24 protein-coding genes and 1 pseudogene are annotated in these 25,190 nt (G+C 38.8%); 20 read left to right on the plus strand and 5 right to left on the minus strand.

Features of this window, described 5'->3' with window-relative positions:
* Positions 1–68 precede the first annotated feature (68 nt).
* The 7 genes from ABN702_RS06005 (at position 69) to nikC (ending at position 6,712) form a co-directional block, all read left to right on the plus strand.
* The gene (locus tag ABN702_RS06005) at positions 69–248 is read left to right on the plus strand and encodes a DUF4083 domain-containing protein (RefSeq protein WP_417899831.1); all 180 of its coding nucleotides are present in this window, start codon (positions 69–71) and stop codon (positions 246–248) included.
* Between the two features lie 18 nt (positions 249–266).
* Positions 267–434: a hypothetical protein gene (locus ABN702_RS06010; protein ID WP_417899832.1), complete on the plus strand. Its 168-nt coding sequence runs from the start codon at positions 267–269 to the stop codon at positions 432–434.
* 662 nt (positions 435–1,096) lie between these two features.
* Entirely contained in the window at positions 1,097–2,110 is a 1,014-nt protein-coding gene (locus ABN702_RS06015) for an ABC transporter ATP-binding protein (protein ID WP_417899833.1), read from the plus strand.
* Positions 2,085–3,053: an ABC transporter ATP-binding protein gene (locus ABN702_RS06020; RefSeq protein ID WP_417899834.1), complete on the plus strand. Its 969-nt coding sequence runs from the start codon at positions 2,085–2,087 to the stop codon at positions 3,051–3,053. The genes ABN702_RS06015 and ABN702_RS06020 overlap by 26 nt, the downstream gene beginning before the upstream one ends.
* A 56-nt stretch (positions 3,054–3,109) precedes the next feature.
* Positions 3,110–4,702 carry an ABC transporter substrate-binding protein gene (locus ABN702_RS06025; RefSeq protein WP_417899835.1) on the plus strand — a complete coding sequence of 531 codons (1,593 nt, stop codon included), beginning with the start codon at positions 3,110–3,112 and terminating at the stop codon, positions 4,700–4,702.
* Positions 4,703–4,778: 76 nt separating this feature from the next.
* Complete coding sequence (locus ABN702_RS06030) at positions 4,779–5,783, plus strand: ABC transporter permease (protein WP_417899836.1); 1,005 nt, start codon at positions 4,779–4,781, stop codon at positions 5,781–5,783.
* 29 nt (positions 5,784–5,812) lie between these two features.
* On the plus strand, positions 5,813–6,712 hold the full coding sequence (gene nikC, locus ABN702_RS06035; RefSeq protein ID WP_417899837.1) for a nickel transporter permease: 900 nt from the start codon (positions 5,813–5,815) through the stop codon (positions 6,710–6,712).
* 58 nt (positions 6,713–6,770) lie between these two features.
* Here the strand turns inward: nikC and ABN702_RS06040 are convergent, their stop codons facing one another.
* Positions 6,771–8,255, minus strand: coding sequence for a lipase family alpha/beta hydrolase (locus ABN702_RS06040; RefSeq protein ID WP_417899838.1), 1,485 nt, complete (start codon positions 8,253–8,255; stop codon positions 6,771–6,773).
* Positions 8,256–8,589: 334 nt separating this feature from the next.
* On the opposite strand from ABN702_RS06040, the gene ABN702_RS06045 reads away from it, so the two are divergent.
* From ABN702_RS06045 to ABN702_RS06060, 4 genes are all read left to right on the plus strand, one after another.
* Positions 8,590–9,216, plus strand: a complete 627-nt coding sequence (locus ABN702_RS06045) for a nitroreductase family protein (protein WP_417899839.1) — start codon at positions 8,590–8,592, stop codon at positions 9,214–9,216.
* A gap of 148 nt (positions 9,217–9,364) precedes the next feature.
* On the plus strand, positions 9,365–10,210 hold the full coding sequence (locus ABN702_RS06050; protein ID WP_417899840.1) for a helix-turn-helix domain-containing protein: 846 nt from the start codon (positions 9,365–9,367) through the stop codon (positions 10,208–10,210).
* A 627-nt stretch (positions 10,211–10,837) separates the two neighbouring features.
* Positions 10,838–11,083 carry a cytoplasmic protein gene (locus ABN702_RS06055; protein ID WP_417899841.1) on the plus strand — a complete coding sequence of 82 codons (246 nt, stop codon included), beginning with the start codon at positions 10,838–10,840 and terminating at the stop codon, positions 11,081–11,083.
* A gap of 23 nt (positions 11,084–11,106) precedes the next feature.
* Complete coding sequence (locus ABN702_RS06060; protein ID WP_417899842.1) at positions 11,107–11,649, plus strand: GNAT family N-acetyltransferase; 543 nt, start codon at positions 11,107–11,109, stop codon at positions 11,647–11,649.
* Between the two features lie 397 nt (positions 11,650–12,046).
* Here ABN702_RS06060 and ABN702_RS06065 read toward each other — a convergent pair whose 3' ends face one another.
* On the minus strand, positions 12,047–12,814 hold the full coding sequence (locus tag ABN702_RS06065) for an alpha/beta hydrolase (protein WP_417899843.1): 768 nt from the start codon (positions 12,812–12,814) through the stop codon (positions 12,047–12,049).
* A 113-nt stretch (positions 12,815–12,927) separates the two neighbouring features.
* On the opposite strand from ABN702_RS06065, the gene ABN702_RS06070 reads away from it, so the two are divergent.
* Positions 12,928–13,470 carry a histidine phosphatase family protein gene (locus tag ABN702_RS06070; protein ID WP_417899844.1) on the plus strand — a complete coding sequence of 181 codons (543 nt, stop codon included), beginning with the start codon at positions 12,928–12,930 and terminating at the stop codon, positions 13,468–13,470.
* Positions 13,471–13,503: 33 nt separating this feature from the next.
* Here the strand turns inward: ABN702_RS06070 and ABN702_RS06075 are convergent, their stop codons facing one another.
* Positions 13,504–14,037, minus strand: coding sequence for a GNAT family N-acetyltransferase (locus ABN702_RS06075; protein WP_417899845.1), 534 nt, complete (start codon positions 14,035–14,037; stop codon positions 13,504–13,506).
* 154 nt (positions 14,038–14,191) lie between these two features.
* Between ABN702_RS06075 and ABN702_RS06080 the strand changes: the two genes are divergently transcribed.
* The 3 genes from ABN702_RS06080 to ABN702_RS06090 all read left to right on the plus strand — a co-directional run bounded on the left by ABN702_RS06080 (position 14,192) and on the right by ABN702_RS06090 (position 16,363).
* On the plus strand, positions 14,192–15,064 hold the full coding sequence (locus ABN702_RS06080; RefSeq protein WP_417899846.1) for a ribokinase: 873 nt from the start codon (positions 14,192–14,194) through the stop codon (positions 15,062–15,064).
* Positions 15,065–15,178: 114 nt separating this feature from the next.
* Positions 15,179–15,808, plus strand: a complete 630-nt coding sequence (locus ABN702_RS06085; RefSeq protein WP_417899847.1) for a GNAT family N-acetyltransferase — start codon at positions 15,179–15,181, stop codon at positions 15,806–15,808.
* 57 nt (positions 15,809–15,865) lie between these two features.
* Positions 15,866–16,363 (plus strand): GNAT family N-acetyltransferase, encoded by a 498-nt coding sequence (locus tag ABN702_RS06090; RefSeq protein WP_417899848.1) that lies wholly within the window; start codon positions 15,866–15,868, stop codon positions 16,361–16,363.
* 992 nt (positions 16,364–17,355) lie between these two features.
* Here the strand turns inward: ABN702_RS06090 and ABN702_RS06095 are convergent.
* A complete protein-coding gene (locus ABN702_RS06095) occupies positions 17,356–18,771 on the minus strand; it encodes a LysM peptidoglycan-binding domain-containing protein (RefSeq protein WP_417899849.1) in 1,416 nt (471 codons plus the stop codon).
* Positions 18,772–19,331: 560 nt separating this feature from the next.
* On the opposite strand from ABN702_RS06095, the pseudogene ABN702_RS06100 reads away from it, so the two are divergent.
* From ABN702_RS06100 to ABN702_RS06120, 5 genes and pseudogenes are all read left to right on the plus strand, one after another.
* Positions 19,332–19,595: pseudogene (locus tag ABN702_RS06100) on the plus strand (CPCC family cysteine-rich protein).
* Between the two features lie 55 nt (positions 19,596–19,650).
* Positions 19,651–20,181 (plus strand): hypothetical protein, encoded by a 531-nt coding sequence (locus ABN702_RS06105; RefSeq protein ID WP_417899850.1) that lies wholly within the window; start codon positions 19,651–19,653, stop codon positions 20,179–20,181.
* 302 nt (positions 20,182–20,483) lie between these two features.
* The gene (locus ABN702_RS06110) at positions 20,484–20,894 is read left to right on the plus strand and encodes an RDD family protein (RefSeq protein WP_417899851.1); all 411 of its coding nucleotides are present in this window, start codon (positions 20,484–20,486) and stop codon (positions 20,892–20,894) included.
* Positions 20,895–21,461: 567 nt separating this feature from the next.
* On the plus strand, positions 21,462–22,124 hold the full coding sequence (locus tag ABN702_RS06115) for a hypothetical protein (RefSeq protein ID WP_417899852.1): 663 nt from the start codon (positions 21,462–21,464) through the stop codon (positions 22,122–22,124).
* A gap of 188 nt (positions 22,125–22,312) precedes the next feature.
* On the plus strand, positions 22,313–22,963 hold the full coding sequence (locus tag ABN702_RS06120; RefSeq protein ID WP_417899853.1) for a Type 1 glutamine amidotransferase-like domain-containing protein: 651 nt from the start codon (positions 22,313–22,315) through the stop codon (positions 22,961–22,963).
* A gap of 1,127 nt (positions 22,964–24,090) precedes the next feature.
* Here ABN702_RS06120 and ABN702_RS06125 read toward each other — a convergent pair.
* The gene (locus ABN702_RS06125; protein ID WP_417899854.1) at positions 24,091–25,098 is read right to left on the minus strand and encodes a DUF3231 family protein; all 1,008 of its coding nucleotides are present in this window, start codon (positions 25,096–25,098) and stop codon (positions 24,091–24,093) included.
* Between the last annotated feature and the right edge of the window lie 92 nt (positions 25,099–25,190).

Below are 25,190 nucleotides of genomic sequence, written 5' to 3' on the forward strand. Positions count from 1 at the left end.
CCGGATAATGAAACTTTTTCAAGTAATAATCGTATATTCGTTAAATATTCTTTGTAGAGGTGACAGATATGGGTGCATTTAATTTAGGGGATGACCTGTTTCAACTGTTTAGTTTAGGTTTTCTTGTTCTGCTTGTGTTTCTCGTGGCCTTTGTATTCAGAAGTATAAAGCAGCGAACGATTCAAATGAATCGTGTGGAGGAAAACGTGGAGAAGTTGAGTGAAGAAGTAAAAAGAGGTAATTCATAAAGCAATGGGAAGTGGTCGATGATGATTTATAAGGTTCTGTTAATAGGAGCCATCCTCATATTTATCCTGGAACTCTTTATAGGCCCACGATTTTTGGGGATGGAAACAGGGAATACTGGTATGTTTGTTGGATTAATGATGCTATGTACGGTGATAGGACATTTATTGAATAGGAAAAATGTCTAATATGACCTGGGAAGCCGGAAGGAGTATTGGGACCTTTGGCTCATGGTATGAAGGAAGTAAATTGGTGGATGATACCTTTGAGTGGGAGAATATAGCAAAATTTTTACTTCATGGTTGAATGAAGGAGAAGTGATTAGAGGAAATATTTCTCAGATTGACTAATTCGAAATTCAAACCGAAAATTCCAATTATGATGATGCATAGTTTTGTTTAAATCGTGTTTGGAATATGGCGTTCATTGTAGAAAGGGAAGAAAGTCTTACCCGTCTATTTGATCTTAGTAGCTAATGCACTAGGAGCTGAGGCCATATTTCTTGCGGGCTCACAGACTAAAGGTGCTGAGATGATGAGAGTTTCCTTGAATATTGTCGCAAGGATGCTTTTCCTCTATGCTGCATTAAATTATATTAAGATAGTCAGAAAAGTAGAAAGTTGAGAGTAGGAGCTCTGCATGTCACACTGCAGGGTTTCCTGCTTTTTTTAGTAATACGAAGAATCTATTTAGCAAATTAAAGTAGCGATGAAAAATAATGTAAAAATATTTCCTTAAAGATAATACTAATTTAGTATAGATTTTTTTTAACATATTTGTAATAATAGCAAGTACATATTTATTTAATATTGAGAATCTTTTAAAAAATAGGACTTATGGGGGTGTCGGTTTGAGCGAACCAGTGATAAAAGTAAAAGGGCTGCAAACATCCTTCTTTATAGACGATGGGGAAATTCCAGCTGTAGATTCAATTGATTTTTACATAAATGAAGGTGAAATCCTTGGAATCGTGGGAGAGTCCGGTTGCGGAAAAAGTGTAACCTCCCTTTCCATTATGGGACTTGTTCCTAATCCTCCTGGAAAAATCACTGGAGGGGAAATACTCTTTAATGGTGAAAATCTAGTAAACGCTTCAGAGAGACGAATGAGGCAAATAAGAGGAAATGACATTGCCATGATATTTCAGGAACCAATGACTTCCTTGAATCCTTTATTCACCATCAGTTCCCAGCTCACAGAGGCAATCAGAATACATAATAAGTGCAGCAAGAAACAAGCGAAGGATCGTGCAGTCGAAATATTAAAGCTTGTTGGTCTCCCGCGTGCGGAGGAATTAATCAATGACTATCCTCATCAGCTTTCCGGCGGAATGAGACAAAGGGTTATGATTGCAATGGCGATGGCCTGTGATCCAAAGGTTCTCATTGCAGATGAACCCACTACAGCCCTTGATGTAACCATTCAAGCACAAATATTGAAACTGATGAAAAAACTGAACCAGGATTTGAATACGGCTATTATGCTAATTACGCATGACCTGGGTGTAGTAGCGGAGGTTTGTGAAAGGGTTGTGGTGATGTATGCAGGGAAAATTGTGGAAGAGGGCGAGGTTCGCACCATCTTCAAAGATCCCAAACATCCCTATACGGCAGGGCTGATCAAATCTGTTCCTGACATGCGCGAGAAAAAGGAAAGACTCTATTCCATACCTGGAAATGTACCGAAACCGGGATCGGTCAAAACGGGCTGCCGCTTTGCAGAGCGTTGTGAATATGCATTTGAACGGTGCTGGACAGAAACGCCTGAGCTTTATGAGACAGATGTAGAGGGACATCGAGTCAGATGCTTTTTACATGTAGGAGAGGAGGAAGTCCAAAGTGACAGAGCTATTACTACAGGTTGAAAACCTCAAAAAGCACTTTCCTATTAATGGAGGAATCTTTGGTAAAAAAGTCGGAGAAGTAAAAGCAGTTGATGGGGTATCCTTCTATGTGAAAAAAGGGGAGACCTTAGGGATAGTGGGAGAATCCGGCTGCGGGAAATCCACAACAGGGCGTCTGTTACTCCGCCTTCTAGATCCGACTGAGGGGAAAGTGACATTTGAAAATAAGGATGTTACTACTCTATCAAAGGAAGAGCTAAGAAAGGTTCGTCGCGAGATGCAAATGATCTTCCAGGATCCCTTCGCTTCTTTGAATCCAAGACATACGGTGGAAAAGATTTTAGAAGAGCCCCTCATAGTTCATGGTATTGGAACAAAGGAAGAAAGAAAGAGACGAGTCAGGGAGATGCTGGAGGTTGTTGGTCTTAGCAGTTACCACGCTAAGCGTTACCCACATCAATTTAGTGGGGGACAGAGGCAGCGGATAGGGATTGCCCGATCTTTGATGACCAATCCGAAGCTCATCATAGCAGATGAACCCGTTTCTGCCTTGGATGTATCAATACAATCCCAGGTGCTGAATCTTTTGGAGGATCTTCAGAAAGAATATGATCTTACATACGTTTTTATTGCACATGACCTAGGGGTAGTCCGGCATATAAGTGATAGAGTCGGAGTCATGTATTTAGGAAGATTGATTGAATTGACAGATAGCGAAAAACTATATGAGAAACCGTTGCATCCATATACGCAGGCTCTGTTGAATGCGGTTCCTATACCAGATCCAGATTTCAAGAGAGAAGAAATTGAAATCAGTGGGGAAATTCCGAGTCCATCCAATCCACCTGCAGGGTGTGCGTTTCATACAAGATGCAGAGAATGTATGGATATCTGTAAAACAACAAGACCTGAATTCAAGGAAATTGAACCAAATCATTTTGTTGCTTGTCATCTATACGAATAAGTAAAGGAGACAACAGCATTTGATACATATTTTTTATAAAACAAGGGGGAAAGATTATGAAGAAGAAAAATCTATTGCTTACGCTTGTATTCATGCTCATTTTATCTATCGGGCTCGCAGGCTGTAGCGGATCTGAAACAGGAAATGACAAGGAATCATCCGTTCAAAAAGAATTGGTGTTTGGACGCGGTGGGGATTCCACCTCATTAGATCCAATCACAACAACTGAAGGGGAAACATTTAAGGTAACAAAGAATATTTTTGAAACGCTGATCAACTATGGTGAACAGGATACAACGCTTCAACCAGGATTAGCAACGGAATGGAAAGCATCCGATGATGCCTTGACATTCACATTGACACTTCGCGAAGGTGTAAAGTTCCATGATGGCACTGACTTCAATGCGGATGCAGTTGTGAAAAACTTCGAGCGTTGGATGAATGGTGATGCGGACAAATTCCCTTACTACACGATGTTTGGTGGATTTAAAGGGGATGAGGGTCACGTTATTAAGGAAATAAAAGCACTAGACGAAAAGACAGTAGAATTCACTTTGAATCGACCACAAGCGCCTTTCTTGAAAAACTTGGCGATGTCTCCATTTGGAATTGCGAGCCCTGCTGCATTGGAAGAGCATGGGGATAATTTCAGTAAAAACCCAGTAGGTACTGGTCCATTCAAATTTGTGGAATGGAAAGAGAATGACAGAATCGTATTGGAGAAAAACAAAGATTATTGGATGGAAGGATATCCAAAGCTTGATAAAGTTATTTTTAAAGCGATTCCAGAAAACTCTGCTCGCTTAAATGCCTTAAAAACTGGTGAAATTGATTTGATGGATGGTGTAAATCCATCTGACCTGGCACAAATTGAAGGAGATTCCAATCTGCAAACCTTTGAACGTCCTTCTATGAACGTAGGGTACTTAGGGCTTACAGCTACTAGACCTCCATTTGATAACAAGCTGGTTCGTCAAGCATTGAACCATGCGATTGATAAGCAAGCAATTATTGATGCATTCTACGGTGGACTTGCACAGCCTGCAAAAAATCCACTGCCACCTGCATTGGAAGGGTATAACGATGACATTGAAGCATATCCTTATGACCTAGAAAAAGCGAAGGCACTTCTTGCTGAAGCCGGTTTTGCAGATGGATTTGAAATGGAACTATGGGCAATGCCTGTACCTCGCCCTTACATGCCGGATGGGATGAAGGTTGCAGAGGTTATTCAATCAAGCTTTGCTGAAATCGGAGTCAAAGCGGAAATCGTTACGTATGACTGGGGTACTTACTTGGATAAGGCGAGCAAAGGGGAAGCGGATGCCTTCCTATTAGGTTGGACAGGTGACAATGGGGATGCGGATAACTTTATCCATACTTTACTGGATAAAGATAGCATTGGAAGTAATAACTACACTTACTACAGCAACGATGAACTTCATGAAATCCTAATCGAAGCACAAACAAATGCGGATCAAGAAGTACGTAATAAACTGTATAAAGAAGCGCAAGAGATTATTCATGAAGATGCGCCTTGGGTTCCTCTCGTTCACTCTACGCCACTATTGGCTGGTAAAAGTAACCTGAAAGGATTCCTTCCGCATCCAACTGGTTCTGACAATTTAACAAAAGTGGAATTCGAATAATTACACCAAGATAATTTAAGAAGGGGGAGTACCTGTTACTCCCCTTTATTAGTACATAGTAAAAGAGGTGGTAACCTTGTTCGCTTATATCATAAGAAGAATATTGATGTTAATTCCAGTATTGATAGGTATGACTCTAGTTGTCTTTTCCATCATACATGCGATTCCAGGGAATCCTGCGCAGATTATTTTGGGTCAACGGGCAACAAAGGAAGCAATGGCAGAATTGACATCTAAGCTTGGACTAGATCAGCCTTTATATATTCAATATTTCAGCTATATTAAAGGATTATTGACAGGCGATCTGGGAGAATCCATTAAAACAAAGACAGCGATCAGTGAAGAGATATGGCCGTATTTGGCCGCTACAATTGAATTGTCAATTGTAGCCTTGATAATAGCCATCATAATTGGAGTCAATGCAGGTATTATCAGTGCATGGTTTCAAAATTCCTGGTTCGACTATACCGCTATGGTACTCGCCTTGATTGGAGTTTCCATGCCGATTTTTTGGCTGGGTTTAATGGAGCAGTGGGGATTTGCAATCGTGCTGGAATGGCTGCCAACTGCAGGACGGGAAAATGTACGTGATCCGGTAAACGCCATTACAGACCTCTATTTAATCGATACGTTATTGAACGGTCGAATCGATCAGTTCTGGGATGTAGTACGTCATTTGATTCTGCCGGGGTTTGCCTTAGCAACCATACCGATGGCGATTATCGCCAGAATTACAAGATCCAGTATGCTCGAGGTCATGCGCTCTGATTTTATCAGAACAGCAAGAGCAAAGGGATTAAGAATGTTTTGGGTCATTTATAAGCACTCGTTAAAGAATGCGGTCATCCCGGTACTAACAGTAATCGGTCTTCAAACGGGATTATTGTTGGGTGGGGCCATTTTAACGGAAACCATCTTCAGCTGGCCTGGTATTGGTCGATATATTTTTGATGCTATTAGCTATCGTGATTATCCAGTTATACAATCCGGGATTTTGGTAGTTGCAACATTCTTCGTTTTCATCAATTTAATTGTCGATCTTCTATATGCTGTAATTGATCCGCGAATTAAATATAACTAACTATTTCGGTATGTAGCAGGGGGGATAACATGGCAGAATTAGCACGTAATACGCAACCAATCACCACACAGGTAAAGCAGGACGAAGTAATATCACCATGGAAAGAAGCTTGGAAGAGCTTCAAGAAGAATAAATTGGCTCTAGTAGGAACCTTCATCGTATTATTATTTATAGTCATCGCCATTTTTGCGCCATTAATAGCACCGTATGGAATTGATAAACAGGTGCTGGGGGATCGACTTCAAGCGCCATCCAGCGATCATTGGCTCGGTACGGATGATTTTGGAAGAGATATCTTTTCCCGAATCGTTTATGGGGCAAGAATTTCCTTATGGGTAGGATTCTTTGCGGTATTGGCTTCTTCCATCATTGGAAGCTTACTAGGGATAATTGCGGGCTACTATGGTCGGTGGGTCGATACAATCATCAGCCGTACATTCGATATTATGCTTGCATTTCCTAGTATTCTTTTGGCCATTGCTATTGTTGCCATTTTAGGGCCTTCCCTACAGAATGCACTAATCGCCATCGCCATTATCAATATTCCGAATTTTGGTCGCCTGATACGATCGAGAGTTCTGAGTGTAAAAGAAGAAGAATATATTACGGCAGCCAAAGCAATCGGGATGAAGGATTCCCGTATTTTGCTGCATCATATTTTACCAAACAGTATGACACCAATCATCGTGCAAGGGTCCCTCGCTATTGCCACTGCAATCATTGAAGCGGCAGCGCTCGGGTTCCTTGGGATGGGTGCACAGCCGCCGAACCCGGAATGGGGGAAAATGCTTGCAGATTCCAAGAATTATCTGATTCAAGCTCCATGGACGATGATTTTCCCTGGACTCGCAATCATGTTGACAGTACTTGGCTTCAATTTGATGGGGGACGGGTTGAGAGATGCACTTGACCCTCGCATGAAAAACTAGAATGCAACAAAAAAGCTGATGCTAGGCAGGTAAATCTGCAAAGGCATCAGCTTTTTCATTAGTATTTATTTCCGTTTTTATCTACGTACACTGATTTCACTATCGTCCGTTCAAAGTCATGACCGTCTTTCGTTTTCCCTTTTACATCAAGTGTAATGGTATAAACGCCTTCCTCCTTGAAGTCCAGCGCAACTTTTCCTTTATTGGCGACCTTTATGCCAAAGTCCTTCTTCGTTTTTCCATCCTTGTTGATTCTTACATCTACATGAAAATCCTTCACTTTGTTTCCTTTGTTTTTTAATTCGAAAGTAGAATCCTCCAGGACGATTTCCTCGTTCAAATCGGTATGGAAGCCGACCGTCATCAAGTAGGCTGACTTATCCTTTTTTGCTTTTACAGTCCAAACACCTGCTTCCGGATTGGAGATCTGGAAAGTGTGATGATGACCGCCTTTGAAAATCTCCTGATCAACTGCATGCTTGAAGTCACGGTAAACGACTCCTGATGGACTGATAACCTCCATGTCCTTGGTCTGCTTGTCACTTAACCAATCGAGATCAATCTTCTGCACATTTTCCTCAACAAAAAATGATTCTTTTCCTTCCCCACGGAACTCACCACCGCGGTGCAGGGCACTGATGTTGGTCGGATCCTGTTCAACAGGCTCGATCGTCGCACTGACTTCACTAAGTGCAGCAAACCCAGATGTCTGAGTGGTTGTCAAGTATGGTCGGAAATACTGGAACGTGCCCCCCTCACGTACGGTGGTATGATTCCAGTTGCTTACACGCACCTGTGTGCTGTAAGGAAGCCTGGAACTTGCAACTGTAACAGCACCATCATTGGAGCCATAGGAACTTAAATACAGTCCTCCCCAATAAAGCGAAGAGCCGAAACTACCCCAGCTTGTGCCTGCCAATGTATAAATAGGGTTTCTTGCACGATTGATGTGATTATCTATTTGGGGCCTGTAACTGTTCATATAGCCTGTTTGCAAAGAGTAGGTTGCAGCATTTTTACTTCCAAGAATACTGGATAGCCAGCTTGCCCAGCCGCTGTATGCAAGGTCTGCAAGCTGTGAACCGTAATGAGGACTGGATAACGTGATGAGGTTTGATACATAAGGGTATGCCCCGTAATGGACGAGCGCATTTTGTGAATCGATGCCGCCCTTGCTGTGGGCGACGATGACGATTTTCTTCTGACCGAAATGATTGTAAATATCACGGATACGGCTGTTTATAATAGAGCCGTTATCCCACATGTCTTTATCTGGATGAACATCAATGAATGCTGTCTGATAGCCGTTATTCAAAGCAGTCTGATACATATTATTGTTTTCCCACCAGGTTTTAGATGAGCTGTTGATTCCATGGACAAAAACGATGACTGGCTTGTTAGGATCGACATAGCTTGGAGTATCCCCTACATACCATTGACCTGGAACGCCACCTGGATCATCCTTACCGCCAATCGTCCCGCCCTGAACAGATATTGGTACTACAAGAAGTGCAATAATCAAAATCAACACCAACCTTTTCATTCCACCACTCCATTTCTTCAAAGAAATAGGAGATCTTCTCCCCATCTATCCTATCGGAAAGCGGTATCTTTTCAGAAGTATTTTTTGAAAAATGAGCGAAAGGACATGGGGAGCAAACTTTAAGATAGGAAAAAAGCTTTATCTTTTATCTATTTAGTGAAATAGCATTCGCGGGAGAAAAAAGAAGGATGAGTTTTTACTTTTCTGCTAAAAAATTCATCTCGTACATAAATATCCCAATTATCCTGAATGCAAATATTTTGACATCGAGATATGTATATGATAGAAATGATAAGTAAATAATAATTCAACAAGAAGAAGGAGAGATTTCTTCATGGAAACTACTAACAAAAATTCAGCAATTTCTGTAATGAAAGAACGTCATTCTGTTCGTAAATATACCCAATATGAAATGCCACAGGCAGATCTGAACACGATCCTGGAGGCTACGATCACGGCACCATCTTCCTGGAACCTTCAGCATTGGAAGTTCCTTGTCGTTCAATCTGATGCTCAAAAACAAAAGCTTTTACCCATTGCTTATAACCAGCAGCAAGTGGTCGACAGCTCTGTAACCATTGCCATTCTTGGCGACTTGGAAGCGAATCATAATGCGGAAAAAGTGTACGGGGAAGTTGTGAACAAAGGTTACATGACACCAGAAGTAAAAGAAATGCTGACTGGCCAGATTCATGGTGCCTACACAAACGATCAATTCGCCCGTGACGAAGCCGTGATGAACAGCTCTCTAGCTGCGATGCAATTGATGCTTGCTGCAAAAGACCTTGGTTATGATACCGTTCCAATGGGTGGATTTGACCGTGCAGCATTCAAAAAGGAGTTCAACGTTCCGGAACGCTACATTCCAGTGATGCTGATCTCAGTTGGTAAAGCTGCTGCAGAAGCACACGGAACATTGCGCTTACCGCTTGATGAAGTGGTGGCATACGAAACATTTTAATGAATAGATGGGAAAGCCCGCTTTGCAATTTTGCAAGGCGGGCTTTTTTGATGGTTTTTCAACCACTCAAGCATCACTTGATATACATATGAGAAGGAAAAACTTACAATAAAACTATCAAAACAAAGAGGTGATGGAAGTGTTCAATATGAAGAAAATCGGGGTACAGATTGCAAATTGGAGAAAAGCAAAAAAACTGACCCAAATGAACTTGGCAGATCAGCTTGGTGTCAGTTACCAGGCAGTAAGCAATTGGGAACGTGGCGAAACGATGCCGGATATTGCAAAGTTACCGGAACTCGCGAACATTCTTGAAGTAAGTATTGATGAACTGCTTAATAATGAAAAGGGAAGTACTCTGATCAACCAGATTATCGAAGGGGATAAGACAGAATACGTAGTTTCCGTTGAAGAGTTTTCTAATGTTGCGCCGCTGCTGGTTTCAGAAAAGGCAGATGAAGTATTCAAAGGATTAACAGAGGATCTCACTATGCATGACATTTCTGCATTTGCTCCATTCATAAGCCAGGATGTGCTTAATGTGTGTGCCATGAAAGAGTTTGAAAAAGGAGGGATTCAAGCGTTAGTGGGTATCGCGCCTTTTTTAAGCCAGGAAATCATCAACGAATGTGCCGAGAGATCATTGAATGATGAGAAAGGAATCAAATCCTTGGCTCCCATCGCCCCATTCATGAGCAAGGACAAGCTAGCTAGCATCGCCGAAAAGGAATTTGAAACAAAAGGAATAAAGCAAATAAGTGCTATTGCGCCATTCCTAAAAAAAGATTTTATCTCCTCATTAGCCAAACGAAGCTTTGAAAACGATGGAATCCAATCGATTGTCCCTATTTGCCCCTTTATCGATCAGAAGGTGCTAAACGAAATTGCGATGAAAGCAGTTTCCGAAAAAGGGTTAAAGGAAATCCTGCCGGTTGTGCCGTTTATCAATCAGGATTTGATAGATGGTTATTTAAAAGAGGGAGTAGGGAGATAATAAATTTGTGTAGAGTTAACCAAAAAAACCATTCTGCTTATATCAGAGAATGGTTTTTTATCTTGATTTTAACATTAGAAGGAATTTCCATGAGTATTGTCGAAACCTAGTAGAAATAGAAACTGATATAAGATAGAGATCCATATAAACATTGCAATGGTAGATGAAAAAGTAAAAGTGAACAACCTACAATTAAATGAACGGGAAACTAAAATTCTAGAAGTGCTGCTGCTTAACATGTGTGCGCAAACGAATGCTCAAGTAACAAAAGGCGGAATGGCACTGAATCCGTTGGAAAAACAGAGGAAAGCAATATTTTTCACCAACAATTGGCGTGGCAAAAGTCGATCACACCTGAGCAGTATGAAGCGATGAAAGAGGGGCTCAGCGGTCGCATTACCAATGCCATAAAAATGTGCGAGCTGCCTGAAGTTGAAATAGACTATAAGGAAAATGCTTATTTAAATAGGTAATAGAAACTGGCACACAATTTTATGAATAAAATTCGTGTTCTTTTATAAATGGAATATGATGATTATAAGCTGAGGGTATGTCAGGGGAACTGATTTTAATATATTTTTTTTTACGATGCGGCGAACCATCTATTAGGGGAAGGCGGATTAGAACATGGAAAATGCACTTAAAAAAGCACACAGCTTCAGCAGCAGGCATAGAAAAGAACTGCAATCGTTTAAGGTATGCGGATGCTTTTATTGCCTGAAAATCTTTAGCCCGAGTGAAATTGAAGATTGGTGTGATTCAGAGGATACTGCTCTCTGTCCTTACTGTGGAATAGATTCCGTTATAGGGGAAAACTCGGGATACCCCATTACAGAGAAGTTTCTAAAGGAAATGCATCATTATTGGTTTTAATATATTGATTTGGGGGAGTAAGTATGTTTTCGTTCAAAGTAGATAACGAGATATCCATTGAATTGTTGCAGATTCAACAAAAAGAGGAGTTATTTACGTTGATTGATGCCAATCGCGAACATCTCAGGAAGTGGCTATTATGGGTGGACAAGCGGAAATCTCCGGATGATTTCGACTCCATCATCCCGATGTGGCTGAAAAATTACGCGGACAATAACGGATTTGATGCTGGAATCAGGTATAACGATAGGTTGGTAGGTATGGTCGGGTTACATTTTATCGACTGGAAAAACAGGGCCACCAGTATCGGATATTTCCTGTCCGAAGATGCCCAAGGTCATGGTATCATTACAAAATCCATAACAGCTATACTGGATTACCTTTTTACAACCTTAAAGCTTCATAGGGTGGAAATTCAATGTGCAGTAAATAATCATAAGAGCATAGCTGTCCCTGAAAGATTGGGGTTTGTAAAAGAGGGAATAAAAAGGGATGGGCAGCTGTTGTATGATCGATATGTGGATTTGGTGACTTATAGTCTGATGGCGAGTGAATGGGAGTGTTAAGAACTTCCCAGGAATCTTCAATTAGACATGAAAAAGTTTGTGATATAATTTACTAAAAAGTCACACATAATAAAAAGAGCCAAAGTGCTACAACACTTTGACTCCTGACAGAATAATTCCGCAGTGGCTCAGCTTCTGTGGCGAACGAAATGATCCACCCGGTCTGCTCTTGCCAGCGTTAGACGGGTGGATTATTTTTTCTGATTCCATTTGATCAGGACTACTACAAAGCTCAATAATTCCAGAATGAACATTCCAGACGTTAGAAAGATTTGCAGTTCGTTCATACGGCTACACCCCCATTCTCCACAGGGATTTAGCCGCTCCACCCGTATTAATCTGTCCTTCCCAGTATACCCAGATAACTGTTGTAAGAACGTCTGTTCAACTATTTTTTCTATTTATATAAATACCCCAAAAACTCCGGCAGCCTTGCACGCCAAGCCGCTTCATTATGGATTGCATCCTCTATTACATCAAAGCGAACATACTCGACCTTTTCCTTCAATAGTTCATAAACAGCCTGGCTGGAATCAATGTAGATTTGGTGATTGATGAACGAGGTATCCTCTTTCGTTCCTATGTCCAGATAGAATCGCTCAAGCCCGGACAAGTCACTTTCTTTTATGTATGCTTCTATTTCGGCCTGATTGATCCAGTAAGCTGAGGATAATGAACCAATTTTTTTATAGATTTGTGGATACTTGCAGCCTGCATAGGTGGATATCAATCCTCCCATGGAGCTTCCTGCCATTGCCGTGTCATCCGGGTTGGTGCGGTATTTTTCATCAATCATTGGCTTCAGTTCATGGGTGACATATTCAATGTATTTCTTTCCTTTTCCACCAGTAAGGTTTTCATCATTGAAAAGCCTCATGCCAAGCTCCTCATTTTTCCAAGGCGCATACTCATTGAAACGTTCATAGCCCTCGTGGTTGTAGTCGATGCCGACTACAATTATTTCCAAATCGCTCTCTTCAAGATAATCCTTCAATCCCCAGCTCACCCCAAAGCTTGCTTCTTCATCAAGAAACAAATTCTGACCATCGTGCATATATAAAACTGGATAACGTTTTTCGGAAGTGTGATAGTTTTTCGGTAACAGGACACTGACCCTTCTTTGGGACTGGAAGGGAGTGATGGTAACGGTGAAATATTCAAGCATGTTGATAGACTCCTTTTGCACTCTATTTCCATCTATTATATATAATTATTAGAATTGTGTAAGCACTTTAATGATAAAATTAAAATACTTGAGAAAAGAACGGAGCTGAGGGCATGAGAATCGGTTTAATCAGACATTTTAAGGTGACGCGTGGCTACCCAAATACACGAGTTTCTTCTGAAGAACTCTTGAAGTGGATGGAAGAGTATGACGCTTCGGAAGTGGAAGAAAATGAAATAGACTTAAAGAATATAGATTGGAAGAGATGCTTTTCCAGCGATATGCCTAGAGCGGCGACAACAGCGAAAAAAGCATTCGGTGGAGACATCACCTATCTTAAGGAGCTAAGGGAGATTAACCTTGTCCCAATATTTCCGCATAATAGAAGACTTCCATTAAAATTACATTTACTATCCATTCGAATGGCATGGCTGTTCAATCACAAGTCTCAGCCTGTAAGTAAGTTGGATTTACAAAAACAGCTTAGCGGAACCTTGGATAACATCCTTTCAGGCAACGAGGATACACTGATCGTCAGTCATGGAGGCGTGATGATGTTTTTACGCAAAGAATTGATGCGAAGAGGATTTAGAGGGCCGGAATTCAAAATTGCAAACAATGGTCAGTTGTATGTGTTCGAAAAGAGAGGGAGATGAAAAAGGCGTACACCTATACGCCTTCCTGCTTTACTAGGATTTACTCTTCCTAAGAACCGTGATGAAACCATCCAAAATATCATGACTGACAATAAAGCCTTTGCGCTTATAGAAATCCAGCGCATTTTCGTTACCGTTGGAGACAAAGATGAAATAATCTTTCACTTCCTCAAATTGATTCAGCCAATCCATGGACATATGGAAAAGCTTCGATCCTATTCCATATTGACGATATTCTTCCTTGATATAAAACTGTGATAAACAGCCTACAAGATCACCGCTGACAGAGGATAGGTCAAAGAAAGTGGCAAATTCGTTGGAATAGGCTTCTTTCGGCGAGACATTGGAATATACATAACCTACTATTCTATCTCCATCCTTCACAATAACCGTGTAATTGTGAATTGCTTTTTCAAGTGAAGGGACCAGTCTCGTTTCAAAGTTCATGCCGTCAAACAATTCCGGCGTTATCGTAGCTTTCGATTTTTGGAAACCCATAAGTTCATTGCATATATCCCGACAAACCGCAATATCATTGTCTGATACAATTTCATATGTAAGATTCATTTTTTTGCTCCCCTTTCAAAAAATCTACTTACGATTTATTCTATTACAAAATAGGATTTTAACAAGTAAGCAGTTTTTTACTAACTCAGAAAAAACTGAGAAAAGGTCCATACAAAGTTGGAACATTGCAGCAAAATTAGACAGAGGTGATCATATGAAGTTTTTGAATTTTGGTTCACTGAATATTGATAAGGTGTATACCGTACCTCATTTTGTCACGGCAGGGGAAACACTTTCTTCTGTTAATTATGCCGAGTATGCAGGAGGGAAGGGACTGAATCAATCAATTGCCTTAGCGAAGTCAGGTGCAAGAGTATATCATGCTGGCAAAATCGGCAAGGATGGACTTTTTCTAAAAAAAGAGTTGGACCAGGCAGGTGTCAAGGTTGATGGAATATTGGAAGACGGCTCTGTAACAGGGCACGCCATCATACAAGTGAATGAGTCAGGCGAAAATTGCATTCTACTATTTGGTGGTGCCAACAGGGAAATCGAGATGGAACAGGTAGACCGTGTGCTAGCAGACTTTCAAGTAGGTGATTTTCTGGTATTACAAAATGAAATAAATTGCGTTGAGTATATTATTGATGATGCTCATGAAAAAGGGATAACCATTGCCTTAAACCCTTCACCAATAAATGCTTCGATCAGAAAGCTTGATCTGACCAAAATAGATTATCTCATTCTCAATGAACTCGAAGGAAGGGAGATTACAGGAAGGAATGAGCAGGGAGAAATACTTGATCACCTACTCACCACCTATAATAACTTAAAAGTGGTGCTTACTCTCGGTACAAAAGGCTCTATCTATCGGGATGCGGTACAAGAATTCAAACAAGGGATATTTGAAGCAGACGTGGTGGACACTACTGCAGCCGGCGATACATTCATGGGTTATTTTCTATGTATGGTTGCCAAGAACGGCAATATTGTAGAAGCACTTGAGGTAGCCTCGAAAGCCGCCTCCGTTACCGTTTCCAGATCTGGAGCCGCTAAATCCATTCCTTTTTTTGATGAAGTGTCATGATGAACGAATTTCAATATTTAATTCTCATCCTATAAATCCCGAAAATTCTTCATTACAAATCCAGTTTTAATTGGTAGAATATTCTTACACTTGGATAATGTATAGGAGATGAAAATGATGCGTCAACAGTTGTTCACAGAACCACCTATATTGGAGAATGAAAGAATAAAATTAGTACCCATGGAAATCGATCATTCGGGACCACTATATAGTATTAATCATTCAGATACTTGGGCTTTTATGTTACTAGAAGTGAAAACGAAGCAGGATATGGATGAGTGGGTAGCAAATGCTGTAAACCTTCGTGATCAGAAGTTTGCATTGCCGTTTGTGGTTATTTTGAAAGAAACCAATCAAGTTGTCGGCACCACCAGACTGTATGAATTCAATGAAACACATCTGTCATGTGAGATAGGTTCGACCTGGTATGGAGTGGATTACCGCAGGACGTTTATAAATTCGGATTGTAAATATTTATTGTTGAAATACTGTTTTGAAACGCTGGGAATGATACGTGTCCAGTTAAAGACAGATGAAAGAAATGTAAGATCGCAAAAAGCGATTGAACGTCTAGGAGCAACAAAGGAAGGGATATTAAGAAAAGAAAGAATCTTAGCGAATGGCTATGTCCGAAATGCGGTGCTGTATTCCATTACGGATGCTGACTGGAGTTCGGTAAAGCAGGGGTTTATGGATAGGAATGCAGCTTACTTTTTACATGGTAAAGGGGATTCTGGTTATTGATTGAGTACTAAAGTTGAATTACGGTGACAGAGACATGAACAAAAAAGGGGAATCAGCATGGAAATAAGAAAGCTACAATCATCGGATGCAGTAAAGTATTTCGTTTTAAGACTGGAAGCACTGCAGACCAATCCGGAGGCTTTTGCATCGAGTTACGAAGAAGAGAGTAAAAATACTCCAGAAATCTATCAGAACAGGCTGGAGGGTGACTTCTCCTACACTTTTGGCGCGTTTGAACAGGAAGAACTGATTGGAGTTGCCAGCTTAGTCCTGGAGCAGAAAAACAAAATAAAGCACAGGGCGAATATCTATGGGGTGTATGTAACACCTGAGAAACGCGGTTTGGGTGTTGCCAGAAAGATAATGGGGGTGAGCATAAAGAAGGCTAGACAATTGGAGGGAGTGGAACAGATTCATCTTACAGTGACAGCGAGCAATGAACCTGCAAAAAAACTGTATCAGTCTCTAGGATTTAAGACTTATGGGATAGAAAAGAATGCTTTAAAAGTGGAAAATACATATTTTGATGAGGAACTTATGGTTCTATTTATATAACTATTTTATTTAAAATTATCGGAATAAAAAGTTTCCATTAGCAGGTTAATTCGAATAGAAATTAGACCTGCTTTTTGTCTTGTTAAAACAAGTTTTTATGATGATTGCATTTAGTTTTTGCACTTAATTAGCAAAGCAATTAGCAATTGGACAATAGCCATTTTCAGACGTAATTTTCGTTTATTAATAAGAATGCCAGTTTATTTGCATAAATGGAATTTTCTACAGAGGGGTAGCTAACCTATTAGTGCTAATTTCATTTTATATTGTGGCTCCGTTTATAATGGTATTTTATATTGGGTAGGATTATGTACGGTCGAAAACTATTCCTTATTCAGCAAACGGGCCAGATAATGAAGTAAGGCTTATTGAGCTAACGGTGCACAGGATAGTTGGTAAGTCTCATATTATGAATTTTATTTGAATGAAACGGGAGATAGAGTTATTGGTGATTATTTTTGGAAACACCGTATATCCCCTACTCGCTTGACATTTTTCTTACTCTTTGTAGATTTTACTATTCCTTTGGCAACGCTTTTTGGAAAGGTTGATTTTCCTTCGCCTTCCACAATACCACAAAGACTGAAAGATATGACAGGTTCGATCTTTAACTCTTGCCCCCTTTAACTTAAAAAGAATTTAATCAACTTCTACAACAAGCATATGACCTAATAGAAAGTTCATGCTGATTCCTTTTTGATCTATTTTGTAATGTATTGTGATATATTATCGTTCAATTCCTTTTCTTTTTCAGCTTTATAGGCTACTGCGTCCAAAATTACAGATATATCTCTGCTCATAAAGCTGATTTAGAAACTAAAAGAATGGTTTATTGGTTCATCACCTTTGTTTTCATTGGTACCAAGCCCAATCATTGGGGGACAAAACAGACGGGTCAGGGAAGATATTTGCATAAAAAGAAACTGGAAGCTCGGTACCTATAACCATTTATCGATTACTATAATCTTTTTCTAATTTCAGTGACTAACCCATCATTGACTTATTTTTCTTATGTTGAAATTATCGTTTAGTAATGTCCAGTTTGAAGGGTATGGGTACCCTAGTGCCCAGTAGCTGATTCCGCGGAGGTTAAATTCTTTGGCCAGGTCGAATTTTGCTTGAGCGCTTCGTGCGTCTTCAAACCAAACTTCATGACCTCGCCCTTGCTCATCTACGTAACGGAAATATGGTGATTGGGTGACATTATCATATTGAATGGCAGCACCATATTTTACAGCACGAGCGACTGCTTCCTGGGTACTAAAAGTCTCAGCCTCTTGACCTTGAACATGAGGAAGAAGCCAATCCCTCGCATAAATTTGAAATCCTAAAAAGATTTTTTCTGCTGGCATGACAGACCGTGCATACTCTACGACACGTCTCATATGATTAATCGGTGAGATCGCTTGAGGCGGTCCAAGCCGGTAACCCCATTCATAGGTCATCAGGACCACAAAGTCTGCAATTCTTCCATGTGCCTCATAATCATGAGCTTCATATAATAGACCTGCCTGCGTTGCACTCACTTTTGGAGCAACTGCTGTAGAAACAAAATATCCTTTTGGATGAAGGCGGTCAACGGTAAGCTGGAGGAACTGATTGTAATTCTCACGATCAGCAGGCAGTACATTTTCAAAATCGATATTGACTCCATGATATCCTTTTTGCTCCATAATCTGAAGCATATTGGTGATGACTCTATCGCGTAATTCCGGGGTAGCCAAAATAGTATGGGCTAAATTAGAACCCGCTGCGGTTGAAGTGAAGTTTGTGATCGACATCATGGGTACCACATTTTTTTCTTTTGCAGCAGTAATCATTAAATCGTCTTTCACTGGCTGCAAATCCCCATTTTCGTTAATGAGGTAAGCAAAAGGACTATGATATGTTAGCAAATCACCAAGTTCACGAATGGTTTGGGCTCCTGACGCATCTGCTTGATATGAATAAGCATTTACATCTATGGTTGGTTTTCGTAGAGGAATTCTTAACTGTAAACCAGGATAAATCAGGTTTGGATCTTGAATATTATTTTCACGAATAATGGCCTGTATTGTTACTCCATACCGATTCGCAATAAACCAAAGCGTCTCTCCAGGCTGGACGACGTGGATTCTTGGCGGAATTACTAGTTTCATCCCTGGACTTAACACATTGGGATTGGTTAATTGATTCGCCTGAACAATTGAATTGATCGACACACCATATTGCTGGGAAATCAACCATAACGTTTCTCCGCTTCTAACAATATGCGTTGTGCCAGGCACTGGAATTACTAATGATTGACCAATCACCAGCCGGTTCGGATTTTCAAGTCCATTTGCTTGAATGATTCCATTCATATTCACACTGTAACGATTTGCAATTTGCCAAAGCGTTTCTCCGCTGCGTACAACATGTATAAACAAAAACATCTCCTCCAACATAACTTCAATAATGTACTATATGTTGGGAAGCGCAGTTGTGATATTAGTCTAGGTTAATTGTTAGAACAGCGAATTACTACTTCAATTGTATTAATAAATGATCATATTGGGATTCATTAGTTATTTTAGAATCGGGCGCAAATATGGAAGATGTAGCAACTAGTCTAAGCAGGAATAGTTGGTGTGGTTATTGAATTAAAAGGAGTTTAGTTGCTGAAAGTGAGTTCGGGTAATATAAGTATTAGAGGTGAATTTAGTGGAGGATTTATTATTTTATTTACTGGCTTTCTTAGGTGTGTTACTTATGTTTGTTAGCATCATTAATATGTTAATTATAGAGACGAAAAACAAGAAAAGTGAACAGAAGAAAAGTAAATCAAAATATGTAAAGTTACTGATTGGTGGCTTAATTGTTTTTATTGTATCTCGCATCTTACACGGACAAATTCTTTAAAGGTGCAGTCTTTCATTTCTATTTAACAAAACGCGCGCGTTTACAGAAGAATACAAGTTGTTATTTCTATATTATTGAAGGTGATTAGATGAATTTTACATGTCATTGTTGTGGTTATAAAACGTTAGATGGAAAACCACCTGGAACATATGATATATGTAGTATTTGCTTTTGGGAAGATGTGGAGTTCAGTATAATTATCCTGATTATGAGGGTGGTGCAAATACGACTTCGTTAAGGCAGGCACAAAGAAATTACATTAAATTTGGAGCATGTGAAGAAAGATGTATTGAACTTGTAAGAAAACCTAAATGAAAGTGATAACAAGGATCCTAATTGGAGGTCATTATAAATTTATATATGTTATTGGAGGCTTTAAAGAAGTTAAGGATGGAGGTATTTCTGTTGTGCTGGGTATTAAAAGTTATGAGCCAACGTTCTTTAAGGACAAGGATAAGTTTATTCAAGAGCATAGGGATAAATTAAGGTCCCTAAATGGTTTGAATATTGATGAGGTTTGGACAGTACATGAATTGTCAGATGGAGAGTTTTGGGCTGATTGTCCTGTCATTATTGTTGTGGGAGGTAAACAATTAGAGTTCTGTTCTTTTAATGACAGCGAAATTGCTGTTACTTGGAATGACATTGATTTAAAGGTGAAGTTAGATTGGTACGGTAATCAGAAATTAAATTTGGAATGGCGAAAGAATGCCATTAAAAATATTACGCCTTTTATTGGAAAGCAAATAGAGAAAATTGAAGTAATCGAAATGACTCAAGAGGTGTTTGATTTAAAAGGTAAGTTACTTCATTCTAACTTGCTGTTAAACGGTTTAGGTTTTGGTTTTAGTAATAGTTATATATCCATCTATAATGCTTTTGATGAAACAGGACTTTCTAATTTGAGAAATGGAAATCTTATTTATACTAAGGTCTAAAAAGACTACTTCTTAATTAAGTAAAGGATACTTTTCTGGAAGATCTGTGAAGCTGATGTTCAAGATTGATCTTTCATTATCGGACGCCTTACTGAAGTAAAGCTACCCCATAAGTTAGACAAATATTTCTCAAGCAGCTTGGGCATGAGTTCGGTATTGGATCGGACTCATGCCTTTTAAATTTTGACTTGATTCTATTGTGATCTGAAAATATAGGGAGTTGTTATATTATTCCTGTATGCAATTGTAAGGAAAAACAGTAAAATATTAACGAATACTTATAGAAAGGTAGATTTAACAACATGATTGAACACAAAGCAGCAGGTTTTTGGATTCGACTAGGATCAATTGTTATTGACGGATTATTACTTATACCACTTTATCTTATTTGTATGATATTAGGCATATCTGACACTGCCACAGAAATATTTGTAAATAGCATTAATTTTTTATATTATCTTATTATCCCTGTGATATGGTCAGGTTTTACAGTTGGTAAAAGAGTAGTAGGTATTAAAATTGTACGTACAGATGGTAAAAAAGTAGGAATTGGTACAACATTGAAACGTTACATTTTAGCTTCGCTTGTTTATGTTGTAACACTAGGCATTGCATTCATTATTAGTGCATTTATGATAGGATTAAGAAAAGATAAAAGATCTATACATGATCTAATTGCAGGAACTCAAGTAATTTATACTTCTAAAAATTAATAATTTAGGAAATCACAAAAGAGCTACCTTACTAATGTAGCACTTTTGTGATTTTTTATGGTTGTAGAAAAGATTAAAAGTTAAACGTTTTCTTGTTGAATTGTTTAAATCATAATTCACTAAACGGAGCAATAGTGTAAGACCATTATTATTGTCTTTGATGATTATCTTGAAATCGAGTCTTCAGTTAAAGGGGAGCGATAGTTGCATAGTGTGATTTCCTTTCTTTATAGAAGGAGGATTGTTGATGGATTTTGTAAAGGTGGGGGTTGAATATGAAGAATAAGCAGGCTATTTTTTTGTCTGTAATTGCAATCATACTTATCTTAATTTGGCTGTTTACAAGGTAACAAATATCTTCGTCAATCGGGTGCAAGAGTTGAAGATCAATTTAGAATCGGCAGCTCTTTTTTCCTTCCTCGATTAACGGAGCAGTTTAGTGCAATAAAGATTCGAAAATAATAAAATAAATGATAAGTATGGCTATCGCTATCTGAAAGAAATTACTTATTGGTTAGTGATATTTGTGATTTGTTTTATCAAATGAATAGAAAAGGGGTAAGAGTTTTGGTTAACACAACATTATTTATTGGTATAGACACTAACCTTTCTAAATCTTCAAATATGGGAAATAGAAAACAATTTTATATTAGAAGAGTTCAGTATGAAAAGTTGTCTCCAACTGTTACATTTGCGTGTTATGAAAAACAAGATACCTTAATTCGTACATATTTTTTTAACGATGTTCTTATTTTATTTGTGGAAGTAACACCTTTTATTCAACAATTTGAAGATATGTTTGGTCAAAGCAACACGGAAATGGATGTATTTACAACTGACATATCGCACGAAATTCTTATACCTAAATTCATAAAAGTGATTGCAGAAAAGAAGGAAGGTTATACAGAATCTCCATATCTTCATATTTATGGTCAAAAAAACTGGCATGATGATGCAATAATAGTTGGAAACAAAACAGCACTTAAAGATTTGAGAAATGTTATTAACAATGCTATTCAATATGGTGAAGGCAGGTTAGTTACCTCATCAAGTGATGGTGAAGGTTATCAATTGTTCATATCATGTTTGCCAGGTGAAACAGAAAATAATAAGGATTGGCAACAGATTATACTGCCTTATCATGATAAGGAGATGTATGTTCCTAATGAAAATGAGATTGACCCATTTTCTCTTTTAACGTTATACAGAAATTTATTAAGAAGTGAATAATCCTTGTTGAACAAATGGGGTGCGTTAGTTAAACAAGCTAAAGACAGCAATTATAATTCTTATCTTGATCTTCCGCAATCGGGCGCAGTTGCTTAATAAACGCTTGCGTCCAAATAATTAAATCGGGCCATATTGAGAATATTTTGTTGGTCACAAGAAAACAGAATGAGTAATGACGGGGGATACTTATGGAAATTCACTATTATTTAGGTTGGTTTAGCAACTTTTTTCCAGAGAATCTGGGCAGGGTTTTACAGGAGGATATTACTGATAGAAAATCGCTTGTTATGATTAGCTCGAATCCATTTTTTTATGAAGATGATGGTGCTACTGAACGTTCGTGGCTTGACCAGGCAGGCATTATGTTTGATGAATATCATTTAATTAATTATCGCGTACAGAAGGAAGATGCACAAACGTTAATTCAAAATGCTTCAGTCATTTTCTTATTGGGTGGAAGTATTCTTAAACAAAAAGATTTTTTGATGGAATATGAATTTTCGGATTTGATTAAAAAAAGCAGAACCGTTGTTATGGGAGCAAGCGCTGGTGCGATCAATATGTCCGCTAAATGGTTATGCTCGAAAAAATTTGGAGATGAAATAAGCTCTGTTTACGACGGAATCGGGCTTGACGATTTTTCCGTACTGTCTCACTTTGATCTTGAAAATAACATTGCGCTGGTTCAAAGTGAACTGTCTCCCTTATCGGAAGAAATGAATATTTATGCGTCGAACAAAGATTGCGCTGTACGTACAAAGGGAGACAAAATCGACATTTTTGGCAATGTATATTTAATTTCCCACTCAAAGATTCAGAAATTGGATGAGACGCTCTAGTTGTGGTGAATGGGTATGGCTTAATTGTATTAATCTCTTTATACAAAGCTTCTATTCTAAATTTAGTGAAGGAGAACTACGCAAGATAGGATTGTTACTTAGTTATACAGAAAGCATAGATGTGCAGAACGGTCTTCCTCAATCGGGAGCAATAACGGAAGATCATAAAACATTTCCTGCGGTGCTGTTTGTGCTTCACCCTAATGGTCAATTTTGGTATTTTTTTATATCCCCCGAAAAGGGGTATGCTTATTCAAGATAAGGGCGCAAGAATTGAACAACGATGGACTATAGCAGTACTTTTTTGATCTTTAATTAGTTAAAGAGAGTTTAGTTGACCAAAATTAGAATGTTTATGGATTAATTTGGCAATTAATGAATTGAAACAACATGGGTTCGGGAACGTAAATAAAGAAATTCTAAAAAAGGAATTGAGGAAAATTGGCACAGTTTTTCTTTTTACTGATCTTGTCATTTGTAATGCTTGTGGGGATGGTGGCTTATCTTTGGCATTTTTACAAATTAAAAAAGAAAAACGGAGATTCGTATAAGATACCGATCAAGGACATTCTTGCAGTCGCCTTTTTTTTTCTCCTATCAGGGTCCCTGTTCGTTTATTCATTGTTAGACCTGCCTAACGTTTTAGCTAATAAGACGAAACAATTTAAAGGGGATTGTGAGATCGTCATATTCGATTTTACAAGATGAGGACATACAGAGGCTACCTTTGGAAAGCATAGCATTTTGTTTCCTAAGAATTATCAGGATGTAGAAGAAGGTAACTACTACTGTGAAGTGGAGTATTATCCACGAACTGAACAAGGAAAGTCATTAAAAGTTTATCAGTCAAAAGGCGGAAAATTAATAAATGACAAATAGTGTTTCATGGAGTCCTGGGATCCTTAAACAAAAGGGCACAGGTCCATTCCGTTTGCATTACCGGCCTCCACCCCTTGGATGGGCATGACCAAGGAATGAGAGGGCATTGATCCGATGAGACATGGCAGGGAAAACCTCGGCGTGGAGAATGCGTGCAGTATATGGTAATAAGTGGAGTTTAGATTTTCTCCTCTATTCCCGCATACCTTCATGTAGCTTTTTTCTCATACACCTTCATCCACATTGTTCTAATCATTCGCCAAGTTTTCATGGTCAGTAGCAGTAGGGGGTTGTTCCATCCAACCTTTTTCTATTAAAAGATTCATGCCATCTTCAGCGATTAAAGCAATTTCCATGTTCATTCGAGCGTAATCTGACGACAAGTCTCTTCTTTGACACATTGATAGAGCTTCCCCATAATAACCAAGTGCAGCAGATAGAAGTGTTGCTATATGGAATAGCATAAGCTTATCAGAAAAGGGAGGTACGGTTGAATCGGTTACTTCTGATTCAAATATCCTTGGTTTATGGAGATTTTCCTCTTCTAACATTAAACCCAGTATATGAAAGTGTCTTTTACAAAGTTTTCGAGCACGTTCGAAATACTCTCGTACTTCTTTAGATTGACATACTTGACTGAATCCTAACTCTAATACCATTTTCACCATATTTTTTTGCATATTAAGATGTGCACCACTGATTTCGATTGCATTTATCGGTCTTCGCTTTCCGAACCAGCCAGTTAAATAGTTCTGTTTCTTAATAAAATCAATCTTTTGTTTGTTATTTAATGTAGGCGGCTTACTAAGAATTCCCTTTGATAAAGCGACGGTAGTGACCCTATCATATAATTCCAACGTTTGAGAAGTACATTCAATAAGATATTTTCTGACATCTTCTCGAATACAAACGCTTGTTGCACCAGCATATCTCGTCAAGCCGTGTATAGCCATAATTTGCAAATAAATCACCTTAAATGTATCCGTAAATAAACTAGGGGCGTTTACAGTTACATCATCATCTGTGAACCCTATTGGAATGGGATAGTTTTCTTGTATTAAAAATTGTTTCGTTCTTTCTATATGGGTTTCTGATAATTCTAAGGCAAATTGAAGTAAAGCACGAGTATTTTCATCCTTAACATCATTTAAGAAATAGCGAAGAACACAACTTGACATACTATCATTTACATATTGCGACCAGATGATGCCATATTCTGAGGCATTAATTTTATCTTGGTGATTAACCTGTTCCATTTTTTCAACCCTCCTAACTTTTACAGAATTAGGTTAACCGTAAACAATAAATTATATTTGTTAAAAACTTCGAGATGAGAAAATTTTTACGT

The sequence above is a fragment of the Bacillus haimaensis genome (genome assembly GCF_048270625.1).
In the GTDB taxonomy this organism is placed as follows: Bacteria; Bacillota; Bacilli; order Bacillales; family Bacillaceae_I; genus Sutcliffiella_A; species Sutcliffiella_A haimaensis.

What these genes read in the sequence shown, in the direction of transcription:
- ABN702_RS06005 (WP_417899831.1), top strand. Translation starts at nt 69, where the DNA reads ATGGGTGCATTTAATTTAGGGGATGACCTGTTTCAACTGTTTAGTTTA.
- ABN702_RS06010 (WP_417899832.1), top strand. Translation starts at nt 267, where the DNA reads ATGATGATTTATAAGGTTCTGTTAATAGGAGCCATCCTCATATTTATC.
- ABN702_RS06025 (WP_417899835.1), top strand. Translation starts at nt 3,110, where the DNA reads ATGAAGAAGAAAAATCTATTGCTTACGCTTGTATTCATGCTCATTTTA.
- nikC (WP_417899837.1), top strand. Translation starts at nt 5,813, where the DNA reads ATGGCAGAATTAGCACGTAATACGCAACCAATCACCACACAGGTAAAG.
- ABN702_RS06040 (WP_417899838.1), bottom strand. Translation starts at nt 8,255, where the DNA reads ATGAAAAGGTTGGTGTTGATTTTGATTATTGCACTTCTTGTAGTACCA.
- ABN702_RS06045 (WP_417899839.1), top strand. Translation starts at nt 8,590, where the DNA reads ATGGAAACTACTAACAAAAATTCAGCAATTTCTGTAATGAAAGAACGT.
- ABN702_RS06050 (WP_417899840.1), top strand. Translation starts at nt 9,365, where the DNA reads ATGAAGAAAATCGGGGTACAGATTGCAAATTGGAGAAAAGCAAAAAAA.
- ABN702_RS06055 (WP_417899841.1), top strand. Translation starts at nt 10,838, where the DNA reads ATGGAAAATGCACTTAAAAAAGCACACAGCTTCAGCAGCAGGCATAGA.
- ABN702_RS06060 (WP_417899842.1), top strand. Translation starts at nt 11,107, where the DNA reads ATGTTTTCGTTCAAAGTAGATAACGAGATATCCATTGAATTGTTGCAG.
- ABN702_RS06065 (WP_417899843.1), bottom strand. Translation starts at nt 12,814, where the DNA reads ATGCTTGAATATTTCACCGTTACCATCACTCCCTTCCAGTCCCAAAGA.
- ABN702_RS06070 (WP_417899844.1), top strand. Translation starts at nt 12,928, where the DNA reads ATGAGAATCGGTTTAATCAGACATTTTAAGGTGACGCGTGGCTACCCA.
- ABN702_RS06075 (WP_417899845.1), bottom strand. Translation starts at nt 14,037, where the DNA reads ATGAATCTTACATATGAAATTGTATCAGACAATGATATTGCGGTTTGT.
- ABN702_RS06080 (WP_417899846.1), top strand. Translation starts at nt 14,192, where the DNA reads ATGAAGTTTTTGAATTTTGGTTCACTGAATATTGATAAGGTGTATACC.
- ABN702_RS06085 (WP_417899847.1), top strand. Translation starts at nt 15,179, where the DNA reads ATGATGCGTCAACAGTTGTTCACAGAACCACCTATATTGGAGAATGAA.
- ABN702_RS06090 (WP_417899848.1), top strand. Translation starts at nt 15,866, where the DNA reads ATGGAAATAAGAAAGCTACAATCATCGGATGCAGTAAAGTATTTCGTT.
- ABN702_RS06110 (WP_417899851.1), top strand. Translation starts at nt 20,484, where the DNA reads ATGATTGAACACAAAGCAGCAGGTTTTTGGATTCGACTAGGATCAATT.
- ABN702_RS06120 (WP_417899853.1), top strand. Translation starts at nt 22,313, where the DNA reads ATGGAAATTCACTATTATTTAGGTTGGTTTAGCAACTTTTTTCCAGAG.
- ABN702_RS06125 (WP_417899854.1), bottom strand. Translation starts at nt 25,098, where the DNA reads ATGGAACAGGTTAATCACCAAGATAAAATTAATGCCTCAGAATATGGC.